Source organism: Microcoleus sp. MON1_C5 (assembly GCF_036701875.1).
In the GTDB taxonomy this organism is placed as follows: Bacteria; Cyanobacteriota; Cyanobacteriia; order Cyanobacteriales; family Microcoleaceae; genus Microcoleus.
On the sequence record NZ_JAUBRN010000012.1, the window covers coordinates 80,428 to 101,119 of the forward strand.

The window sequence follows — 20,692 nt, forward strand, 5'->3', positions numbered from 1 at the left end:
ATCATGTTTTTGAAGATTTACCGCAGAGGGCGCAGAGAATGCAGAGCAAGAGAAAAGAGAGAAGGATAAAGGAGAGCGGTTTAAAGTCTACAGTTTGCTAGTATAATTTGTTTGAAGTAGCAGTGAGGTTTGTTTGTGAAACTTAAACTCTTGGCAACTGTAACGGCCTGTTTAGCTTTGTTTGGGCTGCCAGCTCCCGTTAAAGCTCAAAATCCAGATCATGTTAGGCAATTGCTGGAAAGTAAAGAGTGCGAGGGCTGTGACTTGAGAAATGCTGATTTGTTCAAGGCTAGCTTGTACAGAGCTAATTTAAGAGGAGCGGATTTAAGCGGAGCAAATCTCTATGAAGCTAATTTGCTAGAAGCGGATTTAAGTGATGCTAATTTGGCAAATGCTAACTTAGTTAATGCCGAGATGTACGGTGCTGAATTGAATGGGGCTAATCTGCGAAATGCGGATTTGTCTAATGCTTTTTTGGGGCGAGCGAATCTGACGAGTGCGGATTTGGGCGGTGCTAAACTTTTTAATGCGAATCTGGGGGAAGCTTATCTGCTGCAAGCTAATTTGTCGAATGCCGATTTGAGGCGATCGCTGTTGTTTAGAGTTAATTTGCATCGTGCAAATTTAAGCGGAGCGGATATGTCTTTCGCCGATGTGCGCGATACTAATTTGCAGAATGCTATTTTGTCAAATACTAGACTTCCTGGGGCTCAATTGACCGGGACAAATATTGATGCGGCGAATAACGTGCGGCAGGCTGATTTGCAACGTGCCAACTTGCGAGGTACGAATTTGGGGTCAGGGGTTTGCGTGATAACTAATTTTCCTTATTGTGTTTTCAATGTGGAATAATCTGCTTGCTGAGTGCGTCAGCCTCCATTTTTTTTGCCGCTACGGGGCTTTTTGATGCCGCCCAAAAACGGATAGAAGCCCCCGACTTTAGCCGTGGAAAGATCAAAATTTTAGACTAAAGTTCCAGCTCCCAGATGAATCTCTAGAGTAAATCTAAAATCTAAAATCTAAAATCTAAAATCTAAAATCCACTGACTGGCTGGCGCACCCTATGTTGAGCTCCGAGCTAAGTTTGAGGTGGTTTGTATCCTCTTTCTAGGGCAAATCTCACAAGCTGGGCACGATTTTCTAACTGTAATTTACTGAAAATACTGCCTAAATGAGCTTGCACAGTCCGAGGGCTAATAAACAGCCGATCGCTAATTTGTTTGTTAGTATAACCCTGGATTACTTCCCAAAAAACTCTTTCCTCGGCTGGTGTTAAAGGCAAAGGTGCAGGTGCTGGCAATACTGCCACCACTTGTGGTTCCACCGCCCTGCTAGAAGTTTGAAGCAGTCGGACAATCTCGGCGTGAATGCGGTGAGAGCGCTCTAACTGCGCTTTTACCTTAGCTAAGATTTCTTCAGACTGAAAAGGTTTTACCAAATAATCGTCAGCTCCGATCGAATGACCTTCAACTTTTGACTCCAACTCGCCTTGACCCGACAAAAATATAAAGGGGACTAACTGTCCCAAACGGGTAGTTCGCAAACGGCGACAAAACTCAAACCCGTCCATTTCCGGCATCATGACATCTGAAATTACCAAATCTGGGGGGGCATTTTCAAAAATCGAGAGCGCCTCAACCCCTGAATTAGCGCATTCCACCCGATATCCTTGACTTTCCAAGTACATTGCTAAGACTGTTTGACAGTCTGCTTCGTCGTCAACCACTAATATTCTTTCCATGACAGGCTTGCACCAATTCCAGTTGGACAGTTCTTGAAACTGCCAGTCCCAAAGTAGGAACTTAAATGAGTTTACCTGCTGCCACTTAATAAAGGCTCGCAATTTCAAGACGCCACAATTTCTCAAATAGTCCAATTAGGGGCGCCGATCGCATAAAAGGGGAAGCAGTAGAGGAATATAGGGAACAATCTCCTTCTTTGATTCGCCGATCATCAAAAGCTACAACTTTTTATGAGGTAGCGTCAACTTTTATGCAGAAAATAGAAGGTAAAAGAAAGAATTTTATCCTATTATACAGAAATCTTGGTGACACTTACACTATTCCTAGACCCGACATTGAAAGGTTTTTAGATTTTTCGGGTTCGGACACAGGTACAAAAGGGACAACGCCAGCAGGTCCTGCTGCTGGGGACGGCGCGAACAAACTCGGGCCGGCAACCAACATACTTTCAATTATCGCTGCTGGTTCGGGGCGGCTGAACAGATAGCCCTGCATGATATCACACTGATGTTGTTTCAAAAAATCTAGTTCTGCTTCTGTTTCCACTCCCTCAGCAATTACAGTCATATTCAAACTGTGACCCAGTAAAATTACTGCTGTAGTAATAGCAGCATTTTGAGTATCTTCGTTGGCATTACGGACGAAAATTCGATCGATCTTTAAACTGTCAAAAGCAAATTGCTTGAGATATCCTAAAGTAGCGTAACCGGTGCCGAAGTCGTCAATAGCAATCCGAATTCCTAGAGCTTTAAGTTCGTTTAAAGTAGCGCCTGCTACTGTCGCATTTTCCACCAAAGCGCTTTCGGTCATTTCTAATTCTAAATTAGCAGGATCTAAACCTGTAGTTTCCAATATTTGCACGATTCGCGCCTTGAGTTCCGGGTCAGACAACTGTCGCGCAGACAAATTTACTGATATTGTAAAGGGCGAAAACCCTGCAGCCACCCAACTAGCGGCTTGAGCGCAAGCTGAAAGCAGTACCCACTCCCCAATCTGAATAATTAAACCTGTTTCTTCTGCTAAGGGAATAAATTCGACGGGAGAAATTATACCTCGATCGGGATTTTGCCAGCGCACTAAAGCTTCAGCGCCGATAACTTGGCCGGTAGCAATATTCACTTGTGGCTGATAGTATACCTGAAACTCACCTTGTGCCAAAGCGTGGCGCAGCAAAGCTTCGAGAGCAAACTTTTCAGGAGAGAGAGTCGTAACCTTGGTGGAGTCGTTAACTAAATCTTTGAGTCTGGCTTCTGCTTGGTGAAGGGCGACTGTCAGCGGTTGAGTAATAGTTTGCCGTTTCAAGACGCGAGAAGCAATGGCTCCCAGCAATTCAGCCTTGGTAAACGGTTTTGTCAGGTAATCGTCTGCCCCCAAATCCATCCCCCGACGAAAATCGGTTTTATCACTTTGAGCCGTGAGGAAAATAAATGGAATTGTTGCAGCTAGCGAGTTTTGCCGCAGAGTCCGCAACACGTCATAACCGTCGAGTTCCGGCATCTGCACATCGCACAAAATTAAATCGGGTATCTCCGAAAGTGCCATCTGCACCCCAGCTCGACCGTTTTCAGCCGCAATGACCCGGTAGCTGTGAGATTCCAGGAGTTGCAGAAGAGTTTCCCGGATTAATTCGTCGTCTTCAATCACCAAAATTTTGAGCATGATACTTAGATAACAGATGGCACTATATATCTGAACCTGACTAACTCTAGCATACTCAAACTAGCAAATTAATACTTCAGCTAATTAGCCAATAAATGATAAGCCAAATGGCTGAATATTTCTCCTCGGTTCTTAAGTCACAATCAAATAACTGCCCAAATAGGGAAGATTTCGATCTTTTTCAAGATCAGAAAACTGTTGCGCCCGAATCGTTGAATAAACTTTTATTACAAAATAGCCGAGATTTCTCATAAAAAAAATTTCAGCTAACAGTTTAAGTGCGCGGATGCCGGAAATTAATCCGGCAATCACTTATATGATTTCCGGTTAATTGTTCATAATTAGTCTGTATTTGTACTGACAACTATAGTCTTATCTCAATGGATGAATCAGGAGGCAGAGTCCTGAGCGCGCCCAAAAAAGGATACTTGCTTTCAGACAACAGTCGTGGAGAGATAAAAATTTTAGATTAAGGTTCAACCTGCCAGATTCATCTGTGAAGTGAATCTAAAATCTCAACTCTCAAATCGACTAACGGAGAACTTAATTATGCTTCTCTAACCGGAAATCATATTATCCACGACCTTAATTCACAGGCTTAGTGGAATTCGCGCAAAACTTTTCATCTACAATTGCAGAATTGATAGTGACAGCGTGCATGGATGATGACGGAATTATCCGGTCTTGCGGAACTACCACGGTCTTTTTACAAACCAGCTCGCTACTGCCTACAGAGGCAAAGTTCCAAGCATAAAATTCGGGAGTGCTGACTGTCGCATTGGCCGGATGTAAACCTAGTGCAGTCACTAATACTAACCCAAAAGTCACTAAAGCTACGATCGCGAATCTCAGCATATTCTTTGTTTGAACCCGACAACTTGTCTGATTGGTATTACCTTATTATTGCCTGGGTGGATAGAGAGCGTCAATAGCAGTTATTCCGCCGTCAGGTTCAACTCGTAAGCGATCGGCTCAGATGCTTGAGAAACTACCACGAATTCATAATAACCAGCATCATCCAGCAATCCAGACCAACTAAGCCCCTCTGCATCTTCCAGCAAAGCTCGCGCGCCCTTTGTCCGCCCCGGAGTATAAATTGACAGTAGGGTAGATTTGCGCGGTGCTTGCAAATTCACGCGCAAAGTTTGATTTTGAGCGAACCTGGCAATGTAAGCTTTCCCTTCTCCGGGTTTGAGATTGCCTGTGAGGCGTTTGCTGTTCGATAGGCGGTCAAATTCAACGCTTTCGATAGTTGCTCCAGCTTGTAAGGCTTCGAGTTCGTCGGCGGTAATGGCTTGCCAAATTTGTCCGATCGGCAAATCAATGAGATTGCGATCGCGCGGCTGTTGTGGAAACCAATAAAAGAACCTAGCATCAGCCAAATCGTAGAGAGCCCGACTGCTCAAATTCAGGTTGTTAACCTCAGTTTTCCAGCGATCGATATCTGTGGTGTCATAAGTGCCCAACCGCGCTCTAGCGTCGCTGCTGAGATTTTCCAGCTTGTCGAGCAACTCGTCGCCGATTTTCTGCCACCTTTCGCGCCACTGGCGATCTTCCTCGCCTTCTTTTAACAATCGTCCCCCCAATTCCGGGTATTTGGCATAGAAAGTCTCGTCCACAAGGTTGACGTAACCGTTATAGAATCGATCGTCAATTTTGAGCTTTACAAAGCGATCTTGCAAAGCATCTTCTTGCTGCTGCTTCGGGTTTGGAGGCTGGGGAACTTTCTGTACTTTTGATTGTAGATTTAACAAAGAATTGCCCGCCAACCAGCCAACCCCCCCCATACTTGAGAGCACCGCCACCACGAACAAAACCATTTTCCAAGCAGGCATTTTTTGCTGATTGCCAATAGCAGCAACTCGCACCGGAGTTCCCGGCAGTTTTGGCGTGGGGGCGGGCACGGGTATAGGCGAGAGATCCGGCGGCTGCGTGATCCCAAAATCCGGGGCTGGTGGCAAAGGTGGCTGTAAAGGCGGATTGCCGGAGAGAGCAAGCATTACCTCGCGAGCTGAGGAGTAACGCTGGCTCGGCTGTTGAGCAAGCATTTTATCGAGCACCAGGGACAAATTCGGAGACAGAGAACATTCCGCCCGCCAGTTCCAATTCAGCGTTTGGCTGTCGAGCAACTGATGCGGTTCCTTCCCCGTCAGCAACACCAAAACCGTGGCCGCCAGAGCGTACAAATCGCTGTGGGGAGAGACAATGCCCATCTGCATCTGTTCGACGGGAGCGTAGCCGAGCTTGCCGATGCGAGTCGCGGGGCCGGGAGCGCCGTTAGCCTCAGCGAAAAGAGACTCTACGGTGGCGGCGACTTGTTTTACTCCGCCGAAGTCGATGAGCACTGGCATTCCGTCAGAACTCCGCAGAATCAGGTTGTCGGGGGAGATGTCGCGGTGAAGCACTCCCAAAGAGTGAATGTATTCGAGCACTGGCAAAATCTGGAGCAGCAGTTGATTGATTTCTGCTTCTATGAACCGCAAACCCTGACGCTTGCGGGCGTCGAGCAGAAAGCGGTAGGTTTGGCCGGGCACGTAGTCTTGGACGAGAAATAGGTAGCCTCGATCGCTGATACTGACGCGGAAGAGTTCGCGGAAGCGGGGGATTTGATTGTGTTGCAGCTTGTAGAGCACTCCCGCTTCCCGCTCGAACAGTTCCTCTGATTTTTGTAAAGCGTAACTTCCATGTACTTGGGGCGCAAATTCTTTTAAAACGCAGGGTTCGTTAAATCGGTGGGCATCTTCAGCGAGGTAGGTGCGCCCGAAGCCTCCGTGTCCCAATTCGCGGACGATGCGGTAGTGGTTGTTGAGAGTTATGCCGGGGTAGATGGGATTGTTCATTGGAACTTGCTGCGTCGGATTTTCACGCTTGACTGAGACTAGGAGTTTTGGGCGATCGCTGAATTAATCTTGACATAGTGTGTCAGTGTTTATTAGTCGATCGGCAGCTTGGCTATCCCCTGTGGTTATTGTGAAAACAGCGGTTTCGTGCTATTGAAGTTTATCCACTGCGCCATATTTTCGATGGATCTCAAAATGTGTTCAAATTTTTAGTGTCCAGCCCAAGGTGCGATCGGGCGTTAGCGCTACTAATTGAATCTTGAGCGATCGCGGTGCAAAATACGCATTTTAAGGAGCAAATCATGCAGCCAGAACAGCGTCAGCGAGCAATTGGGGCGTTTGAAGAGTTTTTGAGGGCGCCGCTTGAGGAACGATTGCAACACCAGCAGAATCGAGTTGCCGAATCCGGGGCGATCGCGCTTTTTCAAAAAGTCGCGGCCACAGTACCAGCTTACCAGACTTTCCTAGCTGCACTTAACATCAATCCCGCCTCAATTCAAACCTTTGAAGACTTTCAAAAATTGCCGCTAATTACCAAAGAGAATTATTTACGCTGTCACCCGCTACCTCAGTTGTGCTACCAGGGGAAATTAGAAACTTGCGATTTCATTGCTGGTTCATCTGGTTCGACAGGAAACCCGACATTTTGGCCGCGTTTTCTCAGTGACGAGTTGCAAATAGCTGCTCGTTTTGAACAAATATTTCACGACAGTTTTTACGCGGACAATCGCTCAACTTTAGCTGTGATTTGCTTTGCGTTGGGAACTTGGGTAGGCGGAATGTACACGGCAAATTGCTGCCGCTATCTAGCGAGTAAGGGTTATCCGGTTACAGTTGTGACGCCTGGGAATAATAAGACTGAAATATTCCGAGTTGTGCAGGAACTTGGGGAGCATTTCGAGCAAGTAGTTTTGTTGGGATATCCGCCATTTATCAAGGATGTGATTGATAGCGGAATTGCTGGGGGTGTGGAGTGGCAAAAATACCGAATTAAGATGGTGTTTGCGGGAGAAGTGTTTAGCGAAGAATGGCGGAGTTTGGTGAGCGAGCGCACTAATTCTGACAATCTATATTACAACTCTGCGAGCCTTTACGGTACGGCCGATGCGGGCGTTTTGGGCAACGAGACACCGCTGAGCATTTGCATCCGTCGCTTTTTAGCAAAGAAGCCGGAAGCAGCACGCAATTTATTCGGGGAATCGCGGTTGCCAACGCTGGTGCAGTACGATCCGAAAAGTCGCTTTTTTGAAGTGAATAATGACGGCACGCTGTTATTTTCGGGCGACAATGGCATCCCGCTAATACGCTATCACATCTCGGATAACGGCGGTTTAATTTGTTACGAAGCAATGCTCAATTTTTTGGCTGAATGGGGATTTAACCCTGTGGCACGTTTGCAGCAAGCAGCAGGTATGAAAGTTTCTGATTTCCCCAGAGGAATTCGCTGCTTGCCCTTTGTCTATGTATTCGGGCGATCGCACTTTACCGTTTCCTACTTCGGTGCCAACATTTACCCGGAAAATGTCACCGTAGGTTTAGAAGTTCCCACCATTCGGGAATGGGTGACTGGAAAATTTGTGCTGCAAGTCAAGGAAAATGCCGATCAAAATCGGTTTTTATCGGTGGTTGTGGAATTAGCAGCGGGGGTGGATGGCGACGAGGAGATGAAGCAGGCGATCGCATCTTCAATTCTCGCGCAATTGCGGCGGCTAAACAGCGAATTTGCTAATTATGTGCCGCCAGAATATCAGTTACCTGTAGTGACATTAACGGAGATGGGCGATGCGGAGTATTTTCCGATTGGGGTGAAGCACAGATACACGCGGCAGTAAGTAGTTTGAATTGATGAGCTATCAGTTTTCCAAAGTCTTATGTTATTCTATAATTAGGGTGAGATTTGATGGTTCAGCTTAAAATATGCCAGCAAAAGACATCTACCACAATACTGTCAGAACAGCTCTAGAAAAAGACGGGTGGACGATAACAAACGATCCGCTACCCTTAAAAATTGGCAAACGTACTCTCAACGTCGATTTGGGTGCAGAAAAACTATTTGCTGCCGAAAAGCAAGGTCGCAAAATTGCTGTAGAAGTAAAAAGTTTCGTAAGTGCTTCACCCGTTCATGACTTAGAAGAAGCTGTTGGACAGTATATTGTCTATGAAGATATTCTAGAGCGCTCGGAACCTGAACGGATAATATATCGGGCAATCCGTGCAGAAGTTTATGCACAAATTTTTTCGGAACCTATCGGGCAGGTTTTGTTAGAAAAAAAGAGATTTAAATTAATAGTTTTTGATTCATTAAAGGAGACAGTTGTCAGATGGATAGACTAGATGAATATCGCGGATTTATTCAGAAAATCTTAGATAGTTATGCCCAGATTCCCTACCAATACGGAGAAATTAAAAGCAGCGTTATTGTTGACCGCGAACAAAACAATTTTTTACTGATGCACGAAGGCTGGCAAGGGCCTCAAAGAATTCACGATTGTATCGTTCATGTGGAAATTATCGACGGCAAAATCTGGATTCAACAAGATGGTGTAGAAACGGGAATTACCGCAGAACTTGTAGAATTAGGAGTGCCTAAAGACCAGATAGTTTTAGGGTTTCATCCGTATCATGTTCGGCAACATACGGGATATGCGATCGCCTAAACGCGCTTACAATACAGAAACTTAGAATAAAAAGGACGATCGCTAAATTGTATCGGGATCAATATTTAATTCTCGCAGTTTCGCGGCCAGGCGATCGGCTCGTTGAGCTTCTTGTCCGGCTCGTTGAGCCTCTTCGTCGGCTCGTTCAGTCTCCCTTTCTGCAACCTCTTCAGGAGTAGGGACAAGCTCTCCTTCTGCGGTAAAGAAACGCAATTTTCCGCCACAAATTCCGAGACTCAAATCGAGCTGCTGACTCCGCAGATGTCCGAATTCGTTCGGTGCAATTGGTTCATATTCCCCGTCAACTAAATGAAACCCAGCTAATTCTAAAGTTTCTGGGTCAAACCAAAAGTAGTCGTGAGTGCGAAAAGTATCTTGATAGAGTTGTCTTTTAAAGTTTTTGTCTATATCCGCTGTTTTGGGAGACAGGATTTCAACGATAATATTGGGGTACTTTCCCTCTTCTTCCCAAACTACCCAGCTTTTCCGAGTTTTTCGTTCAGTTCCGAGTACCACAAAAAAGTCTGGGCCTCGGAAGTCTTTCGATTTGAGTTGCTTGGGACTGTAATAAATGGTGAGGTTTCCAGCAGCATAAAAATTGTTTCTATCTCGCCACAGCCATTCTAGACAGTTGAGGAGTAGGATTATTTGTCGGAGATGCAGTTCTGTTTCCACGGGAGATTCGTCACTGTATAAATCGCCTGAAGGAAAGATAACATTTTCTGGTATCTCTTGTTCTAGTATCTCTTGGGTAGTAGCTAATTCTGCGGTTGCGGACATGGCTGCTTGGTGAGGAGTAAGAGGTTTTGTGTCTATTTTAGCAAGCTTTTCATATCTCTGCCGAGGACGATTCTGAAAGCCCGATCGCGCTTTTTGCTCAAAAACGCGATCGGACAGCCAATAATTAGTTTTTAACTATTAGCAACTACCCTTTTATCTGCCGTCAGCTTGTCTGAGAGCCGCCAGAATTTCCGGTCGTTTCATGCGCGCGTAGCCCCGCACTTTCCTGTCTTTGCCGATCGCCTTCAACCGTCTCAGCGAAAGACTTTCGTAGTCTTCTTCTGGGGAGGGGGACGGAAACGGCAACTCTAACTGCAACTGCGGTAACTGAGGTTTCTGCTGTGCTTTCGACTGCTTCTTCGACTGTGTTTTTGACTGCTTCTTCGGCTGTACCTCGCGCTGTCTTTCTGAGTTAGTCGCTGCGGCTCCCAGTTGGCCGCGGAGCGTTTCAATTTGATTTTTTAGGTCATTTTCTACGTCTTCAATGGCCTCGGAAACAAACTGATTAATTGTTTGGACTGTGCGTTCTAATTTTATTGACAGCAGTCTTTCCAGTTCATCCAACTGTCTCAAAGCACCTTCAATATTTACCTCAGAAATAACAGCCGATGTTGGCGGAAGGTTGCTGCTCGATTGTTCAATTTTTTTAGCCATTTTATCTACCTTTTCATGAAATGCTTTTTCCACTTGTTCGAGCAAATGCTTAATCTGTTCTATTTGGTTACGCTCAAAATTCTGCTCAGTTAGAGCTTTTACGTGCTTTTTTAGCAGGTCTTCATTTTTTTTTACAGATTGTTCTATTTGTTTTGTTAGACTATCTACCTTTTTTTGAAATGATAGCTCAAATTGTTGCAGTAGAGTCTCAATTTGTGCTGTTTTATGAGTCGGTTGCGGAGCTAAATGTTCCATTTCTGCTTGAGCAACAGCTACCTCCTCGTCGGTCATTTCAAATACCCACGCCCACATTTGCTCGATGCCGAGTTCTTTAGCAACAATACACCAATCTGAGCCGCAAACAACTTCATATTCTTCTTCGTTGCTGTAAGCTTCTGTTCGACGTACAATTAAAGGAATCAAGTTGCTTCCTTGCTCGATCAGACTTCTCCTGAGAGCTTCGCGGCGTTCGCGAGGAATTTCGCCCTTCTGGAGCTCTGGTACTGCAATTTGGGAAGTGTAAATCTGACTGTGACTAATTGGCTTAATCCGCAAATATTCAACTATTCGGTTTTGATCGGACGATCGATCCATCTTGTTACAAGTCCCCTTTTGTCATTAAAATCTGGTGTGTAGGTATTTATGGATGTTCGCACTTTACAGCCTGCGTTTTAAGGGATGCAGGACTAACCCAAGGACTCTAATTGTAAGGTGCGAGACAAACACCTTACCCAGACCGTGGTAAGTTAAAGGGTTTCTTGGGCTGAGTCTTCCCAGTCTGCGATCGAACTCGGTTATCTGGGGGAGATATGGCGTTGCTGCTGTAACTGTGCGGCTGGCTGTGCGGTGACAGCCCGGGCGATGGCGTCCCGCCCCGCAAGCTACGGCAAAAGTTACTGCAATTCCTAAAAAAAGCTACTGTGATGAGTTTAACTGGCTGTGGGACACCAAGGATACAGTGCTTTACTCATCTTTACTTTTTTTGGCGTCAGGGCGCTCGGGCTGGCGTTGCGAGTGGCCGCAGGAGTTGCGAGTTATGAGTATTTTTGCCACTTATCAATTATTTTAATCATTGTTTTGTCACCTAACTTATCAACACGTTCCACCACATTTGCAAATGATGTAAACTGTCGCACACCTCGCTGTTGGATGATTGTTTTGATTACTGGAAGCTTTAATCCAGCATCTTTAAAATTCGCGAACAGTGCAGATTGATCTAGACTATTTAGTGCTTCCAACGCCGACATTGATTCGGAAGCTACGTTTTCTACTTGTGGTATCCTCTCTACCAACACTTGTTTTTCGGTTGGCGACTCTGAGTTTAACTCATTAATTCTGTTTGCTAAACCAGCTTCAACTAACAGAGATACTTGTTGTAATATTCGGTTTTCAACTTCTTGTATACTCTGTGCTAATACCTGTTTTTCACGGGCATACTCGGCTTTTAATTCATTAATTTGGTTTTCAAACTGAGCTTCAAGATTGGTTAGCCGCTGTTCTAAACTGGATGATGATTGAGGAGTTTCATTCTCACAGGATTTAGGGACTTCGACCAAAGAAACCGGGTTTTTGATTGAATCTGCGGACTGTGACGAAGTATTTTCCTCAAAAAACCCGGTTTCTGGGAGCTCAACTAAATTTTCAGTTTTTGCTGATTTCCTCAGCGCTTGAACTTGCTCTAAAAGCAGTCCTTCATTTTCTGGTTCAAGAATAAATGCTCCGATTGTCTCGCCTTTCATAGGGTTGATTTCCCTGGCTTTCGCCGCAGCGTAGTATTCAAAGTCTCCCTCTACTATCTCGTAGGAATCCATACCGTTGCGGCGGAGAATTATGGGGTTGATTAATCCTCCTAATTCTAAAATCAGTTGCGCCAGTTTCTCCAAATCGCGCTCGGCAAAATTGGAACGGGGAACTGTGGATGTAATCTTTTTAACTAGAACCAACGACACCAATAATTTTTTCATTATTTACCACCTATCTTTTCCAAGACTTCCATTGCTAATACTTCAAATTCTTGAGATGCGGTAGAATCTGGATTAAAGTCTAGCACGGAAATCGGATCGGCAATTTCCAGATCTCCCACCATCTGAGTTTGTTCTGCACACTTAGCCAAATCATCTCTTTCGTAAATGGCGCTTTCCATAATTTCCAGGCCGTAGCGTTTGGGAATTGTCGCCCTCCGTTTGGGCAAACTGTACTGTATAAATTTAGTGTTAGTTGATATTTTACAAGGAAGTACGCCTAAAATTTCTAGAGAATTTCTGCCAATTAGTTTCTTGAATCCATTGATTTTTCCGATAAAATCTTTGACATGAATTAGTCCTTGATTGGCAAAAGGCTTTAAGTCAGAAGGAATAATTAAATAATCAGCAGCAATCAAAGCAACTCTAGCATATAAATTCAAAGATGGCGGCGTATCAATCAGTACAATATCGTATTTTTCTTGTACTTCGGCTAGTTTTTGAATCAGAATTATTTTACTGTAATCCAGTGAGTTTAGTTCATGTTCATATTGCATTAAATCAATATGAGAAGGAATCACATCTATTGCTGGAGTGCAAAAATTAGATTTTCTCGCGACTTCTGATATTGAGTAAAAATCTGCTGACTGCAAAACGTGAAGAATATTGTTGTTTTTCAAATCATCTTGTTCTTCATCCTCAAATTTTACTAAACCTGTCGCAAATGTTGTATTCGCTTGACTATCTAAGTCTATTACCAGGACTCTTTTACCTTGCTTGCTCAGCGCTGCGGCTAAATTGACTACGGTTGTAGTTTTGCCAACGCCGCCTTTATTGTGGTAAACTGCAATGATTTTCATAGTATTTTGCCTTTTTTGGGGAACGGTTACATCGGATTTAACTTGAGGCTTAACTGGATAATTTTCAGGTATTTGTTCCGGTTCTGAGATTTGACTTGGCTCAGGTTCTGCGGTGGCGGGATTGTTGGGCTGTACTGGGACTTCGCTAATTAACTCAGGACTAACCAAATTAATTTTACTATCTTCCAGTTCGAGATTATCGGGATTTTTTATAAATTTTAAACTCTCTCTGCCAATTAAAGCGATAATTTCATCAATTCGAGTTTCTACGTCTTGTCCAGCACACTTAAAGACTAGCTGAATCTCATCGGCGATTCTGGCATAAATTCTAATTTCTTTACCGTTAGTTATGAGGCCGTAGCGGATGCTCAAACTTGTTAAATAGCGATGGAGTTTTCGCAGGTGGCGGTCTAAATTTTCCTTCGGATGTTTAGCCTCCATAACTACACTCATTGGCGAGTCTGCATCGACAACTATGGGGATAACTTGGGTGGCAAATGAGAGGAAGTCTAGACGAATATTCCCAAAGGCGATTTCTTGGTGCCAAGTGTCGGGCGTATAGCCTAACTTTGGTAGCAGATAGCTGACAATGAGTTTGCTTTCTACTTCGCTTTCGTTGCGACAGTTATTGGGATTGAAAGTCATTCGATTTTAGATTTTAGATTTTAGATTTTAGATTGGGAATGACTGACTTAATAATGGTACGGATTTTGATATTGACAGTAGGGCGCGCATTCCGCCCCTTACAAAGGCTATGGGTTGTAATATCGAAAAACCCGGTTGTGTTTGACAAACCGGGTTTTTCGGGGAGTGATCGCGCTTAAAAACTACTTGTTTTGAGCGTTAAATTCCTGCAATGTCTGATAGCCGCCAGCCGGATCGTATAGGTGACAGTTTTCGGCAATCCGCTTCATTAAAGACCAAGAAAATTCTGTTTCGTAGAGATGATCTTGCCAATTTTCCTTTAAGCTGCTGTGGGCGAGGCGCAAATTGTACCAGGGAATAGCAGTTGAAAGGTGGTGGGGAACGTGCACGTTAATGTCGTGGCACAGAAACTCTACCCAGCGGGGATAATCGCAGTGAACTGTTCCCGATAGTTGCGCTTGGGCTTCGTCCCATTCTTCCGGTTCTTTAAAGGAAATATCTGGTGCTGTGTGGTGAACGATCGTAAAAGTGCTCATCCAGAAATGGTAAACCAGCCAGGGCATCAACCAAAATTTGACAAATCCCCAAATGCCTGTGGTTGCAATTAAAATCGGGAATCCGATCGCAGCACCGATTAAAACGACAAAAACTGAAAACCGCACTTGTTCTTGTTGCTGTTTGCCTTTGAAGCGCCACCACATAAAGTGCACTTTTGCCCAGTGGGCGATCGAGCCGATCCACCACATCCGACCGAATATTAAACTATAAGCTATTTGTAATGCCTTGGGAGCAGCAGCGTAGTCTTCTGCTGTCATCGGTTGCCAAGCATTATCCTCGCCAAGTTTGTTGGTGTGTTTGTGGTGGTAATTGTGGCCGTGCCGCCATGCGTGAAACGGATAAATCAACGGCAGAAATGCAATATGTCCGACTAAATCGTTTACCCAGCGGCGGTTAGCAAATGACCGGTGCCCGCAGTCGTGGCCGATCACAAAAAAACCGGTTAATCCGGTGCCTGTGAAAATCCACATTAGGGGTAGTAGAAACCAAGGAGAGACTGCTATGCCCCAGTAACCGACCGCAACTAAAAGAACGTTGACGATTACTTTTGTCCAAGCTTTGCGGGGGTTTTTGACGAATACTTCCCGCGGCAGGGTTTTGAGAATATCTTTCAGGCGCAGGTTGGAAGTGTCACTTGCGGATGTCAAATTTAGTGGTTTTTCGATCGATGCTGTCATAAATTGATTTCGATTCTCCGTATGCCATGACGATGGCTTAACAAATTAGCGCAATAAAAAAGCGCCGTAAAATGTCAGCTCGTTGCCAGCAAGCAGCAGACGAGTTGAGCTGTAGGCAAGCGCGTTTTAGCAAAAGCTAGCGATCGCTATCCGCAGTTAGGAATTTCTAGCACTTTTGGCAAAAAACACTGCGGGTAGCAAAACATTCGTTTTTATAACACAGGGGCAGGACAATTAGCATTAGCGACTGTTGTCTGCTAATTGCTGTTGCTGCCCGAAATGGGGTCGATCTCCCGCAAGCCAGCCATCGAGCGTTGCTGTTTGAGGCTTTGCACTTCCAGCAGCAAGGATTCGATTTCCGCTTGCAAGTGCAGGAACTTAACTTGCTGATCGGCTTGGTAGGGGCACTTCACCGAATTTACTTTGCGCGCAAAACTGGTCGATAGCGTAGAAGAACTAGCCATTTCGGGATTGCTCGCGGTGACTTGAGGCCGGGAAAGAGTCGATGAATTATTTGACATCAGTAATTGAGTAGACATATCTACACATTCACACCATTAAGTTACTTTAACCTGAACCGATCGTATTAAACATCAAATTAACCGATCGAGCTAAAATTAGTGTAAATTCCTTAGCCATTGCCTAAAACCATTGACACCGTGACCCTGATTCTACCTGCTACTGACTCTGCTGCTAACTCTGCTGCCCGCGCCGCCTCGCCCAAGCGCTACGGCTGGCCCGGCTTGATCGAAGCTTATCGCCCCTACCTGCCGGTGACAGAAACCACGCCGGTAGTGACCCTCCAAGAGGGCAATACTCCCCTGATTCCAGCACCGGCGATCGCCTCTCTCATTGGTCGAGACGTGCGCGTCCTGGTGAAATACGACGGCCTCAACCCCACTGGTAGTTTCAAAGACCGGGGGATGACAATGGCGATTTCCAAGGCGAAGGAAGCTGGTGCCGAGGCAGTAATTTGCGCCAGTACCGGCAATACTTCGGCCGCCGCCGCCGCCTACGCCCGACGCGGGGGGATGCGAGCTTTCGTGTTGATTCCCGAGGGTTACGTGGCTTTGGGCAAGTTGGCGCAAGCTTTGCTTTACGGTGCGGAAGTCATTTCGATTGGCGGAAATTTCGATCGCGCCTTAGAAATTGTCCGCGAAATGGCTGTTAACTACCCTGTGACCTTGGTAAATTCGGTGAATCCTTACCGATTGGAAGGTCAGAAAACCGGAGCTTTTGAAGTGGTGGACGCTTTAGGCGACGCCCCAGACTGGCTGTGCATTCCCGTAGGAAATGCGGGGAACATCACAGCATACTGGATGGGTTTTTGTCAATACCACCAAGCCAAAAAATGTTCGCGCCTGCCGCAGATGATGGGATTTCAAGCCGCCGGGGCTGCACCGTTGGTGACGGGAGAACCGGTGGCGCACCCGGACACCCTGGCGACGGCAATTCGGATTGGGAATCCGGCTAGCTGGAAACAGGCGATCGCAGCTTCCGAAGCCAGCCGCGGCGGTTTTGCCGCAGTCACCGACGCCGAAATTCTCGACGCTTACCGCTTGTTAGCATCGCAGGAAGGGATTTTCTGCGAACCGGCGAGTGCAGCTTCTGTGGCCGGTTTGCTGAAGGTGAAAGACCAAGTTCCGACTGGGGCGACGGTGGTTTGCGTGTTGACTGGTAACGGTTTGAAAGACCCGGATACCGCAATTAATCACAGCAACAATCTGTTTAAAAGCGGTATTGCTCCGACTTTGGATGCGGTAGCTGGGGCGATGGGATTTTAAGAAGAAGGAAGAGGGAACAGGGAAATATGAAAACTCTTTGTCATCTTCTCTCTCTTCTCTTCCTCTGCGTCCTCTGCGTCCTCTGCGGTTCGTTAAAAAAATTCTTAATTCATCACCAGGAGCAAACAGAATGGTTCAATCACCTGCCAAACTTCTAAGTGTTGATGAATTTATTGCCCACTTTGGCGACAGCGATCCTTACGAACTAATCGATGGTGAATTAACCGAAATCGAACCAACGGGGCCGCACGAACAAGTATCCGCCTTCCTCGGGCGAAAACTCAATGTAGAAATCGATCGTGTGGATCTACCCTACTTTATTCCCCCTCGCTGTCTCATCAAACTATTAGGAACAGCAACAGCGTTTCGCCCCGACGTACTTGTAGTAGATCGAACTCAACTAATTAATGAACCTTTGTGGCAACAAGAACCTGTAATTACATCGGGAAACTCAATTAAACTAATCGCTGAAGTCGTCAGCACCAATTGGCAGAACGACTACGCCCGCAAAGTTGAAGATTACGCACTGCTGGGAGTGCCTGAGTATTGGATTGTGGATTATCTGGGCATTGGCGGCCGAGAATATATTGGCAAACCCAAACAGCCGACAATTACGATTTGTATGCTGCTAGAAGATGAGTATCAAAAACAGTTGTTTCAAAAGAGCGATCGACTGATTTCTTCGCTCTTTCCAGACTTGCAGTTAACCGCACAACAAATCTTAGCAGCAAGCAGTATTTTAAATTCCTGATTACCAAACGGCGGTAGTTCGAGTAACAGTAAGCTGCGTAGCGTACACCCTACAGAATAACTTCAAAGAGCTTGTATGGTGCGGAGCGTCAATAAAACTTTAGCGATTATACAATGACTAGCCCTACTGCAACTCTGTTAATTGCCTGTCCCGATCGCAAAGGACTCGTCGCCTTACTTGCCAATTTTATCGCATCCCACAACGGCAATATTATCCACGCGGATCACCATACAGATTTTACCGCCGGATTATTTCTGAGCAGGCTAGAATGGCAATTAGATGATTTTGACTTAACCACCGAACAAATAACACCTGCTTTTAGTGAAATAGCCAAGGACTTACAAGCCAACTGGCAATTGCATTTCTCCCATCAAATTCGGCGGATCGCGGTTTTTGTAAGCCGTCAAGATCATTGTTTATTAGACTTGATTTGGCGACAGCGAGCGCAAGAAATCAGAGGTGAAATTCCGCTGATAATCAGCAACCATCAAAATTTAAAGCCTGTTGCCGCACAATACGGTATCGACTTTGAGTATATTCCCATTACTAAAGACAATAAAGCTATTCAAGAAGCACAACAGTTAGAAATTATTAAAAACTATAATATTGATTTAGTAGTTTTGGCTAAATATATGCAAATTTTGAGTCAAGACTTTATCAGAAAATTTCCCAATGTGATTAATATTCACCATTCATTTTTACCCGCGTTTGTGGGTGCAAACCCCTACGGAAGGGCTTATGAAAGAGGGGTAAAAATTATCGGTGCAACAGCTCACTACGTTACACCAGATTTAGATGCTGGCCCGATTATCGAACAAGATGTTGTGCGCGTCAGTCACCGCGATGAAGTGTCTGATTTGGTTCGCAAAGGTAAAGATTTAGAAAGAGTTGTGTTAGCAAGAGCCGTGCGATATCATTTACAAAATCGTGTTTTAGTTTATGGCAATCGGACTGTGGTTTTTGCTTAAAAATTAGGCATGAGATCAATCGGGTTTGTTACTCCTTCGATCGCTCGGTGATTAATATAAATTCCAGTTGCACGAGCCAAGTGCAGCGAATTCCAAAGTTTGCTCCACTTGACATTATTCATGACTTGTGACGCGGTTAAGATTTTCCGTTGCCGTCTTGTTGCGATCGCCCTTGGGTCAGTTTTCGCACAGAGCCACTAATACGACGAGGTTTCGGAACTTTACGTTTGTCTGCGGGCCATCCTTCACGCTGCTGGGAGCGATCGCCATCGGTTTCTTCGGTTCGATCGTGGAACAAGATGTTCCGCGTGGGATAAGGCAAATCGATGCCGTTTTCCACATATAGCTTTTTTTTAATAGCACAAATTACCTTGTCGCGCGATCGCAGATCGTCAATTCGGCGCGGCGGAGCAATCCACCACCGAACGCGGAGATTGACCGTACTTTCTGCTAGATCCATCGCCAGTACATCGGGTGCAGGAGCTTTTAAAACCTCCTTCAGGCTGTACAGTGCTTCCAGGATTAACTGCTTGGCGTGGTCAATATCGTCGCCGTAACCAATACTAATATCGTATTCCATGCGGCGTTGATCGAAAGCGGTATTCACTGTCACCGTATTCGTAAACAATTCGGCATTAGGAATGACAATCCGCCGACCATCATAAGTTTGGATTGTTGTAGCGCGGGTCTCAATATTTTCTACCGTTCCCTCAAAGTTTTTAAACACAATTTGGTCATCGATTCGGAACGGTTCCGTCAACAGAATTAGGATACCGGCTAAGAAGTTTTGCAATATCTCGCGAAATGCAAAACCAATCGCCACCCCGCTAATTCCCAGCAGTTGCACCAAATCCCCAGCTTTCAATGTGGGAATTACAATCGAAAGAGCAATAAACAGACCCACTAGAACGATCGTACCCTGCGCCAACCGTCCTAACACCAGCCCCAAATTTCGAGCTTGGTGGTGGTTGCGGGTAACTCGCCTGACCACTCTCTTAATTTGCCTACCCACAAAGTAAAAAATTGCAAAGACAATTAATGCCAGCACAATATTGGGCAGCATGATCATAAAGCTGTCGATCATGCTCTGAATCTTTTTCCAGACTATGGATATCTCTGCCTTCATGAAGTTTCCTCGCGCATCAGCCGTTGTCGATAGTAGTAAAATTTAGCTCGATTAAGTTCTATCTAAAGGCTGTAGATTACTACGACGCGAGGCAGATTTTTTGGCAGTTTTCTAAATTTTGAATGCGGATTATAGGTTGGGATATAGTACAGTTACATCGATTAGTAAACTTCCTGTAGGTGCGGAATAATAAAGAAGCCGATGAATTAATGCCGCTTAATTGCAGGAAAAACAAAAACAAGGAATCGCTGACTAAATCCCACCTGCCGATGGTAATCGCCATGCCGACACTTCCTGAATTTTTAAGTCCTAATTCCCAAAGGGCGGTAAATCGAGTAACTGATTTTTAGAAGGTGGAAGCTGGGCGGGTTTTTTGCCTGGGGCGGAAGTTTGGCGGATTTCCAGAGCAGTTTCGCCAGGATTTGCAGTGCGAGTAGGTACTATCTCCAAAGAATATACTGTCTCGGTTTTTGCAGGAGCGGGATTTTGGGCTTTCGTGAGCAAGTCAACAGCATCTCCGAGGGCGCTAGTTAAATTTTTGCTAGTTTCGGCGTGGCGGGCTTCTTCTTGTTTGAGGGCTTGAGTGAGTTGTTTAACTTGTTCGATCGCCCGATCGCGCTCTTCGAGAACTTCTGCTAACTTAGCTTTAAGTTCGCCTACTGTTTGCAGTTGTGCGATTTCCTGCTGGCGAGCAACCCCAGCATCATCCTCTTCGGGCACAATGGGAGAAAAATTTTGTAACTGCTCTATTTGTGCTTCCAGAGAAGCGATGATTTGCTGAGTTAATTTAGCATCATTCCGCCGCTGTTCGGCTTCAGTATTGTAGAGTTGCCGCCACTGAGCCGCACTTTCACCGGCCTCATCGCGATCGCGCGAAACTTCTGTTAACTGCTGTTGCAGCCGCTTGATTTCATCTAACCACTGTCTGACATCCTGAGCCATATTGATTTTAGATTTTAGATTTTAGATTTTAGATTTTAGATTTTAGATTAGCAACGGCAAATTGGTAATGGCTTAATTAATTAACGCT

The 20,692-nt window shown here is 45.3% G+C and carries 20 protein-coding genes; 7 read left to right on the forward strand and 13 right to left on the reverse strand.

Annotated elements, in window-relative coordinates; genetic code table 11:
• Positions 1-135: 135 nt before the first annotated feature.
• Positions 136-852, forward strand: a complete 717-nt coding sequence (locus QUA71_RS08665) for a pentapeptide repeat-containing protein (RefSeq protein WP_333284066.1) — start codon at positions 136-138, stop codon at positions 850-852.
• Between the two features lie 226 nt (positions 853-1,078).
• Here the strand turns inward: QUA71_RS08665 and QUA71_RS08670 are convergent, their stop codons facing one another.
• From QUA71_RS08670 to QUA71_RS08690, 5 genes are all read right to left on the reverse strand, one after another.
• Positions 1,079-1,741 (reverse strand): response regulator, encoded by a 663-nt coding sequence (locus QUA71_RS08670; RefSeq protein WP_333284143.1) that lies wholly within the window; start codon positions 1,739-1,741, stop codon positions 1,079-1,081.
• A gap of 313 nt (positions 1,742-2,054) precedes the next feature.
• Positions 2,055-3,401, reverse strand: a complete 1,347-nt coding sequence (locus QUA71_RS08675; protein ID WP_333284068.1) for an EAL domain-containing response regulator — start codon at positions 3,399-3,401, stop codon at positions 2,055-2,057.
• Between the two features lie 132 nt (positions 3,402-3,533).
• On the reverse strand, positions 3,534-3,713 hold the full coding sequence (locus tag QUA71_RS08680; protein WP_333284070.1) for a hypothetical protein: 180 nt from the start codon (positions 3,711-3,713) through the stop codon (positions 3,534-3,536).
• A 273-nt stretch (positions 3,714-3,986) separates the two neighbouring features.
• Complete coding sequence (locus QUA71_RS08685) at positions 3,987-4,256, reverse strand: hypothetical protein (RefSeq protein WP_333216588.1); 270 nt, start codon at positions 4,254-4,256, stop codon at positions 3,987-3,989.
• Positions 4,257-4,336: 80 nt separating this feature from the next.
• Entirely contained in the window at positions 4,337-6,241 is a 1,905-nt protein-coding gene (locus QUA71_RS08690; RefSeq protein WP_333284072.1) for a serine/threonine-protein kinase, read from the reverse strand.
• Between the two features lie 302 nt (positions 6,242-6,543).
• On the opposite strand from QUA71_RS08690, the gene QUA71_RS08695 reads away from it, so the two are divergent.
• The 3 genes from QUA71_RS08695 (at position 6,544) to QUA71_RS08705 (ending at position 8,898) form a co-directional block, all read left to right on the forward strand.
• Positions 6,544-8,073 (forward strand): phenylacetate--CoA ligase family protein, encoded by a 1,530-nt coding sequence (locus tag QUA71_RS08695; protein WP_333284074.1) that lies wholly within the window; start codon positions 6,544-6,546, stop codon positions 8,071-8,073.
• 85 nt (positions 8,074-8,158) lie between these two features.
• On the forward strand, positions 8,159-8,575 hold the full coding sequence (locus QUA71_RS08700) for an element excision factor XisH family protein (protein ID WP_333284077.1): 417 nt from the start codon (positions 8,159-8,161) through the stop codon (positions 8,573-8,575).
• Complete coding sequence (locus tag QUA71_RS08705) at positions 8,563-8,898, forward strand: XisI protein (RefSeq protein WP_333284080.1); 336 nt, start codon at positions 8,563-8,565, stop codon at positions 8,896-8,898. Before QUA71_RS08700 ends, QUA71_RS08705 begins: the two co-directional genes overlap by 13 nt.
• A 42-nt stretch (positions 8,899-8,940) precedes the next feature.
• On the opposite strand, the gene QUA71_RS08710 is transcribed toward QUA71_RS08705, so the two are convergent.
• The 6 genes from QUA71_RS08710 to QUA71_RS08735 all read right to left on the reverse strand — a co-directional run bounded on the left by QUA71_RS08710 (position 8,941) and on the right by QUA71_RS08735 (position 15,572).
• Positions 8,941-9,678 (reverse strand): Uma2 family endonuclease, encoded by a 738-nt coding sequence (locus QUA71_RS08710; protein WP_333284082.1) that lies wholly within the window; start codon positions 9,676-9,678, stop codon positions 8,941-8,943.
• Positions 9,679-9,831: 153 nt separating this feature from the next.
• Positions 9,832-10,926 carry a Rho termination factor (modular protein) gene (locus QUA71_RS08715; protein WP_333284084.1) on the reverse strand — a complete coding sequence of 365 codons (1,095 nt, stop codon included), beginning with the start codon at positions 10,924-10,926 and terminating at the stop codon, positions 9,832-9,834.
• Positions 10,927-11,366: 440 nt separating this feature from the next.
• Positions 11,367-12,296, reverse strand: coding sequence for a ParB N-terminal domain-containing protein (locus QUA71_RS08720; protein ID WP_445243763.1), 930 nt, complete (start codon positions 12,294-12,296; stop codon positions 11,367-11,369).
• A complete protein-coding gene (locus tag QUA71_RS08725) occupies positions 12,296-13,798 on the reverse strand; it encodes an AAA family ATPase (protein WP_333284088.1) in 1,503 nt (500 codons plus the stop codon). Before QUA71_RS08725 ends, QUA71_RS08720 begins: the two co-directional genes overlap by 1 nt.
• Before the next feature lie 182 nt (positions 13,799-13,980).
• Positions 13,981-15,033 (reverse strand): fatty acid desaturase, encoded by a 1,053-nt coding sequence (locus QUA71_RS08730; protein WP_333284090.1) that lies wholly within the window; start codon positions 15,031-15,033, stop codon positions 13,981-13,983.
• Between the two features lie 257 nt (positions 15,034-15,290).
• A complete protein-coding gene (locus tag QUA71_RS08735; protein WP_333284092.1) occupies positions 15,291-15,572 on the reverse strand; it encodes a hypothetical protein in 282 nt (93 codons plus the stop codon).
• Positions 15,573-15,692: 120 nt separating this feature from the next.
• Between QUA71_RS08735 and thrC the strand changes: the two genes are divergently transcribed.
• The 3 genes from thrC (at position 15,693) to purU (ending at position 18,536) form a co-directional block, all read left to right on the forward strand.
• Positions 15,693-16,817: a threonine synthase gene (gene thrC / locus QUA71_RS08740; RefSeq protein WP_445243765.1), complete on the forward strand. Its 1,125-nt coding sequence runs from the start codon at positions 15,693-15,695 to the stop codon at positions 16,815-16,817.
• A gap of 130 nt (positions 16,818-16,947) precedes the next feature.
• Complete coding sequence (locus QUA71_RS08745; RefSeq protein ID WP_333284093.1) at positions 16,948-17,568, forward strand: Uma2 family endonuclease; 621 nt, start codon at positions 16,948-16,950, stop codon at positions 17,566-17,568.
• 113 nt (positions 17,569-17,681) lie between these two features.
• A complete protein-coding gene (purU, locus tag QUA71_RS08750; RefSeq protein ID WP_333284095.1) occupies positions 17,682-18,536 on the forward strand; it encodes a formyltetrahydrofolate deformylase in 855 nt (284 codons plus the stop codon).
• A 136-nt stretch (positions 18,537-18,672) separates the two neighbouring features.
• On the opposite strand, the gene QUA71_RS08755 is transcribed toward purU, so the two are convergent.
• Both QUA71_RS08755 and QUA71_RS08760 read right to left on the reverse strand, forming a co-directional pair.
• Positions 18,673-19,662 (reverse strand): mechanosensitive ion channel family protein, encoded by a 990-nt coding sequence (locus tag QUA71_RS08755; protein ID WP_333284097.1) that lies wholly within the window; start codon positions 19,660-19,662, stop codon positions 18,673-18,675.
• A 309-nt stretch (positions 19,663-19,971) separates the two neighbouring features.
• A complete protein-coding gene (locus tag QUA71_RS08760) occupies positions 19,972-20,604 on the reverse strand; it encodes a hypothetical protein (RefSeq protein WP_190662902.1) in 633 nt (210 codons plus the stop codon).
• Between the last annotated feature and the right edge of the window lie 88 nt (positions 20,605-20,692).

What these genes read in the sequence shown, in the direction of transcription:
- QUA71_RS08670 (WP_333284143.1), bottom strand. Translation starts at nt 1,741, where the DNA reads ATGGAAAGAATATTAGTGGTTGACGACGAAGCAGACTGTCAAACAGTC.
- QUA71_RS08675 (WP_333284068.1), bottom strand. Translation starts at nt 3,401, where the DNA reads ATGCTCAAAATTTTGGTGATTGAAGACGACGAATTAATCCGGGAAACT.
- QUA71_RS08685 (WP_333216588.1), bottom strand. Translation starts at nt 4,256, where the DNA reads ATGCTGAGATTCGCGATCGTAGCTTTAGTGACTTTTGGGTTAGTATTA.
- QUA71_RS08690 (WP_333284072.1), bottom strand. Translation starts at nt 6,241, where the DNA reads ATGAACAATCCCATCTACCCCGGCATAACTCTCAACAACCACTACCGC.
- QUA71_RS08695 (WP_333284074.1), top strand. Translation starts at nt 6,544, where the DNA reads ATGCAGCCAGAACAGCGTCAGCGAGCAATTGGGGCGTTTGAAGAGTTT.
- QUA71_RS08700 (WP_333284077.1), top strand. Translation starts at nt 8,159, where the DNA reads ATGCCAGCAAAAGACATCTACCACAATACTGTCAGAACAGCTCTAGAA.
- QUA71_RS08705 (WP_333284080.1), top strand. Translation starts at nt 8,563, where the DNA reads ATGGATAGACTAGATGAATATCGCGGATTTATTCAGAAAATCTTAGAT.
- QUA71_RS08710 (WP_333284082.1), bottom strand. Translation starts at nt 9,678, where the DNA reads ATGTCCGCAACCGCAGAATTAGCTACTACCCAAGAGATACTAGAACAA.
- QUA71_RS08715 (WP_333284084.1), bottom strand. Translation starts at nt 10,926, where the DNA reads ATGGATCGATCGTCCGATCAAAACCGAATAGTTGAATATTTGCGGATT.
- QUA71_RS08720 (WP_445243763.1), bottom strand. Translation starts at nt 12,296, where the DNA reads ATGAAAAAATTATTGGTGTCGTTGGTTCTAGTTAAAAAGATTACATCC.
- QUA71_RS08725 (WP_333284088.1), bottom strand. Translation starts at nt 13,798, where the DNA reads ATGACTTTCAATCCCAATAACTGTCGCAACGAAAGCGAAGTAGAAAGC.
- QUA71_RS08730 (WP_333284090.1), bottom strand. Translation starts at nt 15,033, where the DNA reads ATGACAGCATCGATCGAAAAACCACTAAATTTGACATCCGCAAGTGAC.
- QUA71_RS08735 (WP_333284092.1), bottom strand. Translation starts at nt 15,572, where the DNA reads ATGTCTACTCAATTACTGATGTCAAATAATTCATCGACTCTTTCCCGG.
- QUA71_RS08745 (WP_333284093.1), top strand. Translation starts at nt 16,948, where the DNA reads ATGGTTCAATCACCTGCCAAACTTCTAAGTGTTGATGAATTTATTGCC.
- purU (WP_333284095.1), top strand. Translation starts at nt 17,682, where the DNA reads ATGACTAGCCCTACTGCAACTCTGTTAATTGCCTGTCCCGATCGCAAA.
- QUA71_RS08755 (WP_333284097.1), bottom strand. Translation starts at nt 19,662, where the DNA reads ATGAAGGCAGAGATATCCATAGTCTGGAAAAAGATTCAGAGCATGATC.
- QUA71_RS08760 (WP_190662902.1), bottom strand. Translation starts at nt 20,604, where the DNA reads ATGGCTCAGGATGTCAGACAGTGGTTAGATGAAATCAAGCGGCTGCAA.